A 13,184-nucleotide genomic window follows, 5' to 3' on the forward strand; every position below is an offset into this window, starting at 1 on the left:
AACGGCAAAAGCGCCCGGGGACTGGCAGCTTTTCGACTCGGCGCTTCCTTTATCCTCTGTGGTAAAAAAACGGCCCGACCCATGCGTCAACCGCCCTTTTCCCGTACAATCGCCGGCCAGTCAAACGGCCCCGACGGACCCCATGAAAGAACGCCTGATTTCCCTGATTGAAACCGCTCTCGACACCCTGATCGCCGAGGGCACGCTGCCTGCCGACGCCAAGCGCCCGGTGCAAATCGACCGCACCAAGGACAAGAGCCACGGCGATTTCGCCACCAACATCGCGCTGATGCTGGCCAAACCCGCCGGCATGAAGCCACGCGACCTGGCCGACAAGCTGATTGCCGCCCTGCCGCAGGACAGCGCCATTGCCAAGACCGAGATTGCCGGGCCCGGCTTTATCAACTTCTTTCAGGCCAGCGACTGGCTCAACAGCCTGCTGGATCAGGCGTTGGCAGATGCGCATCTGTCCGTGCCCCGCCCACAACAGATCCAGACCGTAGTGGTGGACTACTCCTCCCCGAACCTGGCCAAGGAAATGCACGTGGGGCACCTGCGTTCGTCCATCATCGGCGATGCGGTCGTACGAACGCTGGAATTCCTGGGTCACAACGTGGTTCGCCAGAACCACGTGGGCGACTGGGGGACCCAGTTCGGCATGCTGCTCGCCTATCTGGAAGAGCAGAAGGACGAAGAGAGCGCCGCCGAACTGTCCAGCGAATTGAGCGACCTGGAAGGCTTCTACCGTGCCGCCAAACAGCGCTTCGACGAATCGGAGGCGTTCGCCACCCGGGCCCGTGGCCTGGTGGTCAAGCTGCAGGCCCATGACCCGGAATGTCTGAAACTGTGGGGCGAGTTCAACGCCATTTCCCTGAGTCACTGTCAGGCCGTTTATGACCGCCTCGGCGTCAGCCTGACCGCAGACGATGTACGCGGCGAAAGTGCCTACAACGACGACTTGCCACACGTGGTCTCGGACCTGGCCAGCAAGGGCCTGCTCAGTGAAGACCAGGGCGCCCAATGCGTCTTCATGGACGAATACAAGAACAAGGAAGGCGACCCGCTGCCCGTCATCGTGCAAAAAGCCGACGGCGGCTACTTGTACGCCACCACCGACCTGGCCGCATTGCGCTACCGCGCCAGCACACTTGACGCTGACCGCATACTCTACTTTGTCGACCAGCGTCAGGCCCTGCACTTCCAGCAAATGTTCAGCCTCTCCAAGCTGGCGGGCTTTGTGCCGGAAAGCACAGACCTGTCGCACATGGGCTTTGGCACCATGAATGGCCCGGATGGACGCCCCTTCAAGACCCGCGACGGCGGCACCGTAAAGCTGATAGACCTGCTCAACGAGGCCGAAGAGCGTGCCTACGCGCTGGTGAAGGAAAAGAACCCGGAGCTGGCAGACAGCGAGCTGCGCACCATCGCCCGTGCGGTCGGCATCGGCGCGGTTAAGTATGCGGACCTGTCCAAGAACCGCAGCAGCGACTACATCTTCAATTTTGACCAGATGCTCAGCTTCGAGGGCAACACCGCCCCTTACTTGCTGTACGCCTACACCCGGGTCGCCAGCATCTTCCGCAAGGCTGGGCTGGACATGGCCGATGTCAACGGAGCCTTCCGGCTTCAGGAAGACGCCGAACAAGCGCTGGCCGCGCGGCTGGTGCAGTTTGGTGAAGTCCTGCAAAGTGTGGCCGACAAGGGCTTGCCCAACCTGCTGTGCCTGTACCTGTACGAGCTCGCCGGGCTGTTCTCCAGCTTCTACGAGCACTGCCCGATCCTCAACAGCGAGGACGCGGCCCTGAAACAGAGCCGGCTCAAGCTGGCCGCCCTGACAGCCCGCACCCTGAAACAGGGCATGGAACTGCTGGGCCTGTCGCCACTCGAACGCATGTAACCCTGACCGCCAGGCTGGCAAGAACCAGGAAGGATCATGGCAAAGAACACAAAACGCGGGGCCAGCCGTAGCCCCGCTCGCAAGAAAAAACCCCAGCGCCAGGTTCCTGGCTGGGTATGGCTGTTCACGGGTCTGATGGTGGGTCTGTTTGGCGCCTTCCTGTTTCACCTGGGCAAAACCCAGATGGCCCAGGGCGACAACACGCCCACCACGGTCAAAACCGACAAGCCTGCTGTAAAGAAGGAAGAACCGAAAGGCGACGACTCCCCGCAATTCGACTTCTATGCCGTCCTGCCCAAGATGGAAGTGATCGTTCCGCAAAACGAAACGGACACCAGTACCCGTCAGTCGAGCACCGACAACAAACCCAAACAAAACAACAGTCAGCCAAAGCCTGATGCGAGCACCCGCAACAGCGATGAAAAATACCTGTTGCAGGCGGGCAGCTTCCGCCGCAACGAGGACGCCGACCGCCGCCGCGCCGAGCTGATCCTCAAAGGTTTCGAGGCCTCCATCCAGTCCGTAAACCTGGATAGCGGCGACAGCTGGCACCGGGTCATGATCGGTCCCTACAACAACCTCAACGCCATGCACCGCGCCCAGGACCAACTGGCCAGCAACGGCATCGAAACCCTGCCGATCAAGATGAAAAAATAGACGCCGGCACCCGCAGGCGGAAGGCGATAGCGCAGGAGCGGTTGTCCGGCTGTGACAGCCCAAGCCCGGCGCTTCATTCGCGATGGAACCACCGCTCCTACAGCTTGGCCTGCAGCGGGAAACGTGCCCTCTGTCGGAGCTTGCCTGCAAGCGATAGCCTCCAATCAATCCCCCTTGCTTGCAGGCAAGCTCCCACAACAACACCCCGGCCAACGCCAGGTGCGCGCCCTCCAACCTATCAGCCCACACCCAGACCAACCCGCGCTACTATTCACTGTTAACTGTTAACTATTCACTGCCTTTGAAGCTTGAATCCCCGCCCGCCAGCCCCACATCAACAGAATCACTATGAAAGGAGCTTAACGTGACCACTATCGTATCCGTACGCCGCGGCAACAGCGTTGTCATCGGCGGTGACGGCCAGGTGTCACTGGGTAACACCGTCATGAAAGGGAATGCCCGCAAGGTACGCCACCTTTTTCACGGCAAGGTCATTGCCGGTTTTGCCGGGGGTACCGCCGACGCCTTTACCCTGTTCGAACGCTTTGAAGCGCAACTGGAAAAACACCAGGGCCACCTGGTCCGGGCCGCCGTGGAGCTGGCCAAGGACTGGCGCACCGACCGCGCCCTGCGACGACTGGAAGCCCTGCTGGCCGTCGCCGACAAGGAAGCCTCTTTGATCATTACCGGTAACGGCGATGTGATCGAACCGGAAAATGACCTGATTGCCATTGGTTCGGGCGGCCCCTTTGCCCAGGCCGCAGCCACCGGGCTGCTACAGAATACCGAGCTGGGTGCACGCGAAATTGTGGAAAAAAGCCTGACCATTGCCGGCGATATCTGCGTGTTCACCAACCAACAGCAAACCATTGAAGAACTGAACTGGTAACCCGATGCCTAACCTGACTCCCCGCGAAATTGTTCAGGAACTGAACAAACACATTGTCGGCCAGGAACCGGCCAAGAAATCCGTTGCCCTGGCCCTGCGCAATCGCTGGCGGCGCATGCAGCTGCCCGCCGAAATGCGCGCCGAAGTCGCCCCCAAGAACATCCTGATGATCGGCCCCACCGGCGTCGGCAAGACCGAAATTGCCCGCCGCCTGGCCAAGCTGGCCAACGCCCCCTTCCTGAAGGTGGAAGCCACCAAGTTCACGGAAGTGGGCTACGTGGGTCGCGATGTGGAATCCATCATCCGTGACCTGGTTGAAATGGCCATCAAGATGCTGCGCGAGCAGGAAATTGCCCGTGTCGGTAGTCAGGCTGACGATGCCGCCGAAGACCGCATCCTCGATGCGCTGTTGCCCACTGCCAGAGGCGCAGAGGAAGACAACAAAACCGACAACAGCACCCGCCAGATCTTCCGCAAAAAGCTGCGTGAAGGCGAACTGGATGACAAGGAAATCGAGATCGACGTGGCGGCCAATCCGGCAGGGGTGGAAATCATGGCCCCGCCCGGCATGGAAGAAATGACCAGCCAGCTGCAACAGATGTTTTCCAAAATGGGCGGCAGCGGCCGGCGCAAGACACAAAAACTCCGTGTGCGCGAAGCCTACCGCCTGATCCGTGACGAAGAGGCCGCCCGTTTCGTCAATGAAGACGAACTGAAAGTGAAAGCCATCGATGTGGTGGAAAACAGCGGCATCGTGTTCATCGATGAAATCGATAAAGTGGCCAAACGCGGAGAAGGCGGCGGCACCGATGTGTCCCGTGAAGGCGTGCAACGCGATTTGCTGCCCCTGATCGAAGGCTGCACTGTGTCCACCAAATACGGCATGGTGAAGACCGATCACGTACTGTTTATCGCCTCAGGTGCGTTCCATCTGGCCAAACCCAGCGACCTGATCCCGGAGCTGCAAGGCCGGCTGCCGATCCGCGTCGAACTCAGCGCCCTGAGCCCGGAAGATTTCCAGCGCATCCTCACCGAGCCCAAGTGTTCGCTCACTGAACAGTACAAGGCGCTGCTGGACACCGAAGGCCTGAAGCTGGAGATCACCGAGGACTGTATCCGCCGCATTGCAGAAGTGGCCTGGCAGGTTAACGAACGCACCGAAAACATTGGCGCCCGCCGCCTGCACACGGTACTCGAGAAACTGCTGGAAGAAATCAGCTTCGACGCTGATTCGCTGTCCACCCAGTACCATGACAAGCCTCTGGTGCTGGATGCCGAAGCGGTAGACCGTTACCTCGGAGAGCTGGCAGACGACGAAGACCTGAGCCGGTATATCCTGTAAACGGCTGAAGTCTGACGACGGACGTCTGACGCTATCACCCTGCGTCAGACGTCTGGCTTCCGACGCCGGGCCGCTTTCCTGCTATTATCCCCGCCGGAGGAAAAACCATGACCGCCGGCGAACAGCTTCAACACTATCTCGATCGCTTCTTTGCCTTGCGCCAGCACGGCGACGACGCCCTTTTTTTGGCCCGTCTGCGCCGCCTTCAAGAGTGGCAAGGCGAGCGACTCAAGCATACCCATGCGCACCTGCTCGACGATCCCGTTACCGCCGAGGGCATTCAGTTTTTACTGGACGATGTCTACGGAGGTCGAGAACTGCTGCCGGTTGCCCGGGAGATTCGCCGCGCCTTGCCCAAGGCCATGAAGTTGCTGCCTGAAAAGGTCATGGCCACCTCTGCCGCCGCACTGGAGGCCGCCATTCTGACCCAGGAACTGGACGAAGCCGTCACCCAAACGCTGGGCGAGGCACTGGATCAACCGCTCACGGAAATGACCTACCTCAAGGGCTTCCGACAGGACCACCATCACAATGACCGCCTGCGGCAAGTGCAGCTGGTGGCCGAACTGGGCCACAGGCTGGATCGCTACATTCGCTCACGCATGCTCCATGCCACCTTTCGTATGGTGCGTAAGCCAGTCCATGCGGCGGGCTTTTCGAACCTGTATGATTTCATGGATCGCAGTTTCCGGGTGATGAAACCGGTACCCAGTGTGGGCCGGCTGCTGGAGCAGCTTGCCGCCCGCGAAGAAGCCATTATGCAAAAGGTCTATGCCGGCCACCCCACGCCTTTCGAGAATTGATATGTCCGACGACAACAAGGTCACACACTTCGGCTACCAGCAGGTACCGTGGCAGGAAAAACAGCAAAAGGTGGCCGGCGTATTCCGCTCGGTAGCGGGCAAATACGATGTGATGAACGACCTGATTTCCATGGGCAGTCATCGCATTCTCAAGCGCATGACCATCGAATTGGCCGGCATTCGCCCTGGCCACAAGGTGCTGGACCTGGCCGGTGGCACTGGTGATCTGGCCATCAAATTTTCCCGCCTGGTCGGCGAAACCGGTCAGGTTGTGCTGGCCGACATCAACGACGCCATGCTCGAGGTTGGCCGTGATCGACTGTTCGACGCAGGCTGCAGCCACAACACCCAGGTCGCCCAGGTGAATGGCGAGTGCCTCCCCTTTGAGGACAACACCTTCCATTGCATCACCATCGCCTTCGGCCTGCGCAATATCACTGACAAGGACGCCGCCCTGCGCTCCATGCTGCGGGTGCTCAAACCCGGCGGCCGCTTGCTGGTGCTGGAGTTTTCCACCCCCACCAACAAGACCCTGGCCAAGGCCTACGACGCCTATTCCTTTGCAGTCTGGCCGCGGCTCGGCAAACTGATCGTCAACGACGCCGACAGCTACCAGTATCTGGCCGAATCCATCCGCATGCATCCGGATCAGGACACCCTGCAAGGCATGATGGATAACGCCGGCTTTGCCCGTACCGAGTATTTCAACATGCTGGGCGGCATCGTGGCACTGCACAGAGGATTCAAGTTCTGATGAGTCTGAAAGACCAGTCACGCTCCCCGGGCCTGATTTCCACCACTGCCCTGGCCACCGTTGAGCGCGCCATCAACACGGCGCTGCGTTCCGACCCGGTGACAGCAGACAAACTGGCCGTGCATGCCGGGCGCCTGGTGGCGGTAGACGTCACCCTGCCACCTCTGGCGATCTACGCCCTGATCGTGGAAGACGGCGTGGAGCTATACCACCGCAGCGATGCCACCCCGGACGTGGCGGTGAAAGGCAGCCCCATGGATCTGGCCGCTCTGTTGCTGGAATGGAAAACCCGGCCCGGCGCCATCGCCGGGCCGGTGGACATCTCAGGCAACCGCGAACTGCTGCTGGAACTGCAACAGCTGGCCCGTGAGCTGCACATCGACTGGGGCGCCGTACTGGAACCGATTACCGGCTCTGAGCTGGCCCAGCAGCTGGATTACGGCGCCCGGCGCCTGTTCGGCTGGGCCAGACAGGCCGCCGGACGACTGGCAGAACAACTGGGCGATTACGTGGGCAACGAATCCGGCCTCACCCCGTCCCGCCGCGAGGTGTATGAATTTGGCCAGGATGTGGACGACCTGCGCCTGGACGTGGACCGCCTTGAGGCCCGCATCCAGCGACTCAACGCCGACCAGAACAGGGACGCCAACCACTGATGCCCCCCATTACCCGCATCCTCATGGTCACCCATGTGGTGTGCCGCTACCGACTGATTGCCCTGTTACCGGCCCATCCGCTACGGACCCTGCTGCTGACATTGTCGTTTCTGGTTCCCTCCAGCTGGGCCGGTACCGGCAAGCTCAGTGAAGGGGAGCGCCTGCAAAAGGCACTGGAACGCCTTGGCCCCATTTTCATCAAGTTTGGCCAGCTGCTCGCCACTCGCCAGGACATGTTGCCGCCTGAATGGACCGCAGCACTGGCGCGGCTTCAGGATCAGGTGGCCCCCTTCGATGGGGAACAGGCCCGAGATCTGGTCGAAGCGAGCCTGCCACTGCCCTTTGATGAGGTGTTCGCACAGTTCGACACCACCCCCATGGCCGCCGCGTCGGTGGCCCAGGTGCACGCCGCTACATTGAAGAACGGCCAGCAAGTAGTCGCCAAGGTCTTGCGGCCCACCATTCGCCCGGTGGTCCAGCGCGACCTGAAGGTCATGGCCTTTGGCGCCCGCTGGCTGGAGCGACTGTGGCGCGATGCCCGTTACTTCCGCCCGGTGCGTGTGGTGGAAGACTACCGCGACATCATTCTTGGTGAACTGGACCTCAGTGCCGAGGCCCGCAACAGCGAAGCCATGCGCCGTCACTTCCTGTTCAGCCCGCTGCTCTACATGCCCGCCATTCACCTGGAGCTGTCCAGCCCCACGGTGATCATCATGGACCGCATCAACGGCATCCCGGTCAATGATATCGAACGCATCAAAGCCGCCGGCATTGATCCGAAAGTGCTGGCTGAACGCGGCGTGGAAATCTTTTTCGCCCAGGTTTTCCGCTTCAACCTGTTCCATGCCGATATGCACCCGGGCAACATCTTCGTTAACCCGGAACACCCGGAATCCCCACAATACATGGCCATCGATGCCGCCATTGCCGGGCGCCTGTCGAAAGAAGACCTGAATGTGCTGGGGCGCATGGTGCTGGCCGTCATGCGCGAGGACTACAGCGCCCTGGTGGACGCGGTCATTCGTGCCGGCTGGAACCAGGCGCCCATTGACCGGCCCCGCTTCGAACGGGCCGTCATCGATCTGGTAGAACCGGTGCGCTCGGCCCAGCTGGACCAGCTGGAGTTCGCCCCGCTGGTGATGAAACTGTTCGATCTGGCTCGTCGCTACCACATCGAAATGCCGGTGCAGTACATCCTGTTGATGAAGACCCTGGTGCATATCGAAGGGCTCGGCCGCAGTATCTACCCGCAACTGGACATCTGGAACACGGGCCGCCCGCTACTGGAAGCCTGGATGCTGGCCGAATACGGCCCCGGCGCCACCCTCAAGAAACTACAGAATCGCCTGCCGGAATGGACCGCCCAGCTACCGGACATGCCTGATCTGCTGCGTGACGGGCTGGAGACCCTGCGTGACCTGCCTTACCAGCAGGATCGCCTTGAGGCGCGCCTCGAACAGCAGCTGGTGCGCCACCGCCACAAACTGCTGGCCGGTCTCGCCGGTCTTGGCTGTGCCGGGGCCGCCCTGTGGCTGGCCAATCCCTACAGCTGGCCATTGTCGGCCGCGGCTCTGGTACTGGTGAGCTGGGGCTGGCGACGCTAGACTGTCGTCAGCAATGATCACTGCGCCTGACAAGGTCCCAATAAAGACACACGTCAGGCCATAACGAAGCACAGACTATGTCAGATATTCTCAGCCAGCTGCACGACGTTCTGGAATCCCGCAAGGGCGCCGACCCGGACAGCTCCTATGTGGCCAGCCTGTATGCCAAAGGCCTCAACAAGATTCTCGAAAAAGTGGGCGAAGAAGCGGTAGAGACCCTCCTCGCCGCCCGCGACGCCGAAGTCAGTGGCGACAATCAGGCCCTGATCAGCGAAACCGCCGACCTGTGGTTTCACAGTCTGGTCATGCTGGCCAAGCTGGGCGAACACCCTGACAAGGTACTGGCCGAGCTGGAGCGCCGTTTCGGCCTGTCCGGCCACGACGAAAAAGCCGCCCGCGGCAACAAGCACTGAGCACAACCAAACCATTAAAAGAATCACTAAAAGCGTGTCCCGTGGCGTGCTAGCGTTACAGGGACAACATTTCTGGAGTAAAGCATCATGTTTTCCGGCATCAGCATCTGGCAGTTACTGATCCTCCTCGCCATCGTCGTCCTGTTGTTCGGCACCAAGAAACTGCGCAACATGGGTGGCGATCTGGGTGGCGCCGTGAAGGGCTTCAAGAACGCCATGAAAGACGGCGAAGAAGAGCAGGACCAGAAACGCCTGGCTGAAAACGAAAAGACCCAGGCAGATCAAAAAACCGAAAAGGACAAGGATCAGGCCTGACCTGAAGCGAGGCGTCCATGTTCGATATCGGTTTTACCGAACTCGCCCTGATCTTCGTGATCGGATTGGTAGTGCTCGGCCCGGAACGCCTGCCCACCGTGGCCCGCACCCTGGGCCACTGGATGGGGCGTGCCCGTTCCACCTTCAATAATCTGAAGAATGAACTGGAACGCGAAGCCGTAACCCTGGACATGCGCGAGCGCATGGAAAAACAGATGCGGCAGATGGGGCTGGACGAAGACAGCATTCGTGAAGCCAAAGAAAGCCTGCTGAGCCCGGAACAGATCCACAAGGCGCGCCAACCTGCCAGCAAGGAAAACCGCATCCACCCCGATCCTCCCCAGGATGAAGACCAAGGCCAGGAACCACCCCGCAATGACTGACGCCAGTAACGATCCCGGCCAACCCCTGATCGCGCATCTGCTGGAATTACGTAATCGTCTGCTCAAAGCCATGGCAGTCGTGTTCGTGATTTTCCTCTGTCTGTTCTACTTTTCCCGCGAGCTCTACACCCTGGTGGCCAAGCCCCTCATGGATGCCATGCCGGACGGCACCAGCATGATTGCTACCGGTGTCGCCGCGCCGTTTCTGGCGCCGTTCAAACTGACACTCTACCTCAGTGTGTTCGCTGCCATGCCGTTCATTCTGCATCAGGGGTGGGCGTTTATTGCTCCCGGGCTATACAAGCATGAAAAGAAACTGGCGATCCCGCTTCTGGGCAGCAGCATCCTGCTGTTCTACGCTGGCGCCGCCTTTGCGTATTTCGTGGTCTTCCCGCTGATGTTCCAGTTCTTTACCGCCATCGCGCCGGAAGGCGTGGCCGTAACCACCGACATCAGCAGTTATCTGGACTTCGTACTGGCCCTGTTCCTGGCATTCGGCCTGGCCTTCGAACTGCCCATTGCCATTGTGCTGCTGGTCGCCACCGGCGCCACCACGGTGGAAAAACTGGCCAAGGCCCGCGCCTATGTGGTGGTGGGCTGCTTTGTACTGGGCATGCTGCTGACCCCACCCGATGTGATCAGCCAGACCTTGCTGGCCATTCCCATGTGGTTCCTGTTCGAGATGGGCCTGCTTGCGGCAAGACTGGTAGAAAAACGTCCTGCCCAGTCCTAACAATGCCTTTGCCTGACCCGGAATGCGCCGCCACCGAGCGTAGCGAAGGAACGTGCGCAGGGCGGCCCGAAGGGTGAGCGGAGCGAATAACCGGCGCTCCTACGGCAAGCAGGGAAGAGTTAATCAGGCTTTTCCCTCAAATCTGCGAAGAACCCCCAAAAAAGGTTCATTGCGGGTTTCCGGGAAAGTCCAATTTAATCCCCGCCCTTGCCGTAGGAGCGTCGCTGGCGGCGCGATCCCAGACCAGGAAACAAAAGCACTTTCACAACAGAGGGCACAGCGTTCACTGAGGAAGGCGGTTTTCCTCTGTTGGCCCTTTCACCCTCTGCGGTAAATCAGTCTTTAACCACGTGGGTTATCGCGCCGCGAGCGACGCTCCTACAGCAAGGGGGCTTTTTTGTAACCTATTCCCCGCTAATCCGCGATGAACCAAAAAAAGGGCCGGCAAATGCCGGCCCTCTCTATGCTTCTGGAAGCGGGTCTAATCAGTCTTCCTTGGCTTCCTTCATGGACAGCTTGATACGGCCACGCTGATCCACGTCGAGGACTTTCACCTTGATGATGTCACCCTCGTTCACGTAGTCGGTCACCTTCTCCACACGCTCTTCAGCAATCTGGGAGATGTGCAGCAGACCTTCCGTGCCCGGCATGATGGCAACAAAAGCACCGAAATCAACCACACGGGTAACCTTGCCTTCGTAGATCACGCCCACTTCTGCTTCAGCGGTGATCTCTTCAACACGACGTACCGCTTCATCCGCTTTTTCACGGGTTTCACCGTAGATCTTCACGCTGCCATCGTCCTCGATATCGATGGTACAGCCGGTTTCCTCGGTCAGGGCACGGATGGTCGCACCACCTTTACCGATCACGTCACGGATCTTGTCCGGATTGATCTTCAGCGTCAGCAGGGTCGGTGCATTCTCGGATACCTGGGTACGGGACGCGCCGATGGCCTTGGACATTTCACCAAGGATATGGAGACGACCGGCGTTAGCCTGTTCCAGCGCCTTCTCCATGATCTCTTCGGTGATCCCTTCGATCTTGATATCCATCTGCAGGGCAGTCACACCGCGTGCGGTACCAGCCACCTTGAAGTCCATGTCGCCCAGGTGGTCTTCGTCACCGAGGATGTCAGACAGTACCGCGAAACGGCCGTCTTCTTCCTTCACCAGACCCATGGCGATACCCGCCACCGGCGCAGTCAGGGGAACACCGGCATCCATCAGTGCCATGGAAGTGCCACACACGGACGCCATGGAAGAGGAACCGTTGGATTCGGTGATCTCGGAGACCACACGAATGGTGTAGGGGAAGTCCTGCACGGTGGGCAGTACTGCCTGCACACCACGACGGGCCAGGCGACCGTGACCGATCTCACGACGCTTCGGAGAACCGATCATGCCGGTCTCGCCCACGCAGTAAGGAGGGAAGTTGTAATGCAGCATGAAGTGATCCTGACGGGATCCTTCCAGCGCGTCGATGAACTGGGCATCACGCATACCGCCCAGGGTCGCCGCCACGATGGCCTGCGTCTCGCCACGGGTGAACAGGGCAGAACCGTGGGTCTTGGCCAGATTGCCGACCTGACAGTCGATGGCGCGCACCGCATCCAGGGCACGGCCGTCGATACGCGGCTTGCCGGATACAACCGCTTCACGCACCACGTTTTTCTCGATCTTGCCGAACAGCTCTTTCACTTCGCCCGCTTCTGGCGCGCCTTCTTCACCGGTAGCGAATTCGGCCACACAAGCGTCACGCAGCTCGCCGACTTTGGCGTAGCGGGCCATTTTCTCGGTAATTGTGTAGGCCTCGGCCAGACCAGCTTCGAACTTGGCCTTGATGGCATCTTTCAGCTCAGTGTTTACGGCCGGAGCAGTCCACTCCCAGGCAGGGGTGCCCACTTCGGCAGCGAACTCGCGAATGCCCTGGATGACCGGCTGCATTTCCATGTGTCCGAACAGTACTGCACCCAGCATCTGGTCTTCAGACAGCTCTTTGGCTTCGGATTCCACCATCAGTACGGCGGGCTCGGTACCGGCAACCACCAGATCCAGAGCGGATTCGGCCAGCTCTGCGTAGCTCGGGTTGAGGATGTACATGCCATCCTTGAAGCCGACGCGGGCCGCACCGATGGGGCCACTGAACGGGATACCGGAAATTGCCAGAGCCGCAGAGGTACCAATCATGGCAGCGATGTCTGGATCGTTTTCCTTGTCCACGGACATCACGGTCGCCACGACCTGCACTTCATTCATGAAGCCATTGGGGAACAGCGGACGGATCGGACGGTCGATCAGGCGGCAGGTCAGGGTTTCTTTCTCACTCGGGCGACCTTCACGCTTCAGGAATCCACCGGGGATACGGCCGGCTGCGTAGGTCTTTTCCTGGTAATTCACGGTCAGCGGGAAGAAGTTCTTGCTGGGGTCGGCTTCTTTCTTGCCCACCACGGTGACCAGCACTTCGGTGGCACCGATGCGCACCATGACAGCGGCGGTGGCCTGGCGGGCGATTTGCCCGGTTTCCAGGATGACCGTGTCACGGCCGAACTGAATCTCTTTGGTGATTTTATTGAACATATCTCGTCTCTTCTCTCTTCACGACAATCTTCGAGGCCCATGCCTCTGACAACATCTTCTTTCGCTCGCGCATCATAACCCGCCAGCCCGCAGGGCGGAAATCGGCGTGAGCCGATCCTCGCCAAAAACATCGCTTGCCAGCAAGCGACCGCAGGGGGA

At 60.0% G+C, this 13,184-nt stretch carries 13 protein-coding genes; 12 read left to right on the forward strand and 1 reads right to left on the reverse strand.

Going from position 1 to position 13,184, the window contains the following annotated elements:
• Window positions 1-142 precede the first annotated feature (142 nt).
• The 12 genes from argS to tatC all read left to right on the forward strand — a co-directional run bounded on the left by argS (window position 143) and on the right by tatC (window position 10,446).
• On the forward strand, window positions 143-1,897 hold the full coding sequence (gene argS / locus Q672_RS25465) for an arginine--tRNA ligase (RefSeq protein WP_022985297.1): 1,755 nt from the start codon (window positions 143-145) through the stop codon (window positions 1,895-1,897).
• A 36-nt stretch (window positions 1,898-1,933) separates the two neighbouring features.
• Window positions 1,934-2,554 carry an SPOR domain-containing protein gene (locus tag Q672_RS25470; protein ID WP_022985298.1) on the forward strand — a complete coding sequence of 207 codons (621 nt, stop codon included), beginning with the start codon at window positions 1,934-1,936 and terminating at the stop codon, window positions 2,552-2,554.
• A 364-nt stretch (window positions 2,555-2,918) separates the two neighbouring features.
• A complete protein-coding gene (gene hslV / locus Q672_RS25475) occupies window positions 2,919-3,443 on the forward strand; it encodes an ATP-dependent protease subunit HslV (RefSeq protein WP_022985299.1) in 525 nt (174 codons plus the stop codon).
• Between the two features lie 4 nt (window positions 3,444-3,447).
• A complete protein-coding gene (gene hslU, locus Q672_RS25480; protein ID WP_022985300.1) occupies window positions 3,448-4,785 on the forward strand; it encodes an ATP-dependent protease ATPase subunit HslU in 1,338 nt (445 codons plus the stop codon).
• Between the two features lie 107 nt (window positions 4,786-4,892).
• Window positions 4,893-5,588 (forward strand): FFLEELY motif protein, encoded by a 696-nt coding sequence (locus Q672_RS25485; RefSeq protein WP_022985301.1) that lies wholly within the window; start codon window positions 4,893-4,895, stop codon window positions 5,586-5,588.
• Between the two features lies 1 nt (window position 5,589).
• Window positions 5,590-6,342 (forward strand): bifunctional demethylmenaquinone methyltransferase/2-methoxy-6-polyprenyl-1,4-benzoquinol methylase UbiE, encoded by a 753-nt coding sequence (gene ubiE, locus Q672_RS25490; protein WP_022985302.1) that lies wholly within the window; start codon window positions 5,590-5,592, stop codon window positions 6,340-6,342.
• Window positions 6,342-6,998 (forward strand): ubiquinone biosynthesis accessory factor UbiJ, encoded by a 657-nt coding sequence (locus Q672_RS25495; RefSeq protein WP_022985303.1) that lies wholly within the window; start codon window positions 6,342-6,344, stop codon window positions 6,996-6,998. The genes ubiE and Q672_RS25495 overlap by 1 nt, the downstream gene beginning before the upstream one ends.
• The gene (locus Q672_RS25500) at window positions 6,998-8,602 is read left to right on the forward strand and encodes an AarF/UbiB family protein (protein WP_022985304.1); all 1,605 of its coding nucleotides are present in this window, start codon (window positions 6,998-7,000) and stop codon (window positions 8,600-8,602) included. Before Q672_RS25495 ends, Q672_RS25500 begins: the two co-directional genes overlap by 1 nt.
• A 77-nt stretch (window positions 8,603-8,679) precedes the next feature.
• Complete coding sequence (locus Q672_RS25505) at window positions 8,680-9,015, forward strand: phosphoribosyl-ATP diphosphatase (protein WP_022985305.1); 336 nt, start codon at window positions 8,680-8,682, stop codon at window positions 9,013-9,015.
• Window positions 9,016-9,102: 87 nt separating this feature from the next.
• Window positions 9,103-9,330, forward strand: coding sequence for a Sec-independent protein translocase subunit TatA (gene tatA / locus Q672_RS25510; RefSeq protein ID WP_022985306.1), 228 nt, complete (start codon window positions 9,103-9,105; stop codon window positions 9,328-9,330).
• Window positions 9,331-9,347: 17 nt separating this feature from the next.
• Window positions 9,348-9,713, forward strand: coding sequence for a Sec-independent protein translocase protein TatB (gene tatB, locus Q672_RS25515; RefSeq protein WP_022985307.1), 366 nt, complete (start codon window positions 9,348-9,350; stop codon window positions 9,711-9,713).
• Entirely contained in the window at window positions 9,706-10,446 is a 741-nt protein-coding gene (gene tatC, locus Q672_RS25520) for a twin-arginine translocase subunit TatC (protein ID WP_022985308.1), read from the forward strand. Before tatB ends, tatC begins: the two co-directional genes overlap by 8 nt.
• A 485-nt stretch (window positions 10,447-10,931) precedes the next feature.
• Here tatC and pnp read toward each other — a convergent pair whose 3' ends face one another.
• Window positions 10,932-13,025: a polyribonucleotide nucleotidyltransferase gene (pnp, locus tag Q672_RS25525; RefSeq protein WP_022985309.1), complete on the reverse strand. Its 2,094-nt coding sequence runs from the start codon at window positions 13,023-13,025 to the stop codon at window positions 10,932-10,934.
• Between the last annotated feature and the right edge of the window lie 159 nt (window positions 13,026-13,184).

This window comes from Alcanivorax sp. P2S70 (assembly GCF_000475295.1).
GTDB lineage: Bacteria > Pseudomonadota > Gammaproteobacteria > Pseudomonadales > Alcanivoracaceae > Alcanivorax > Alcanivorax profundi.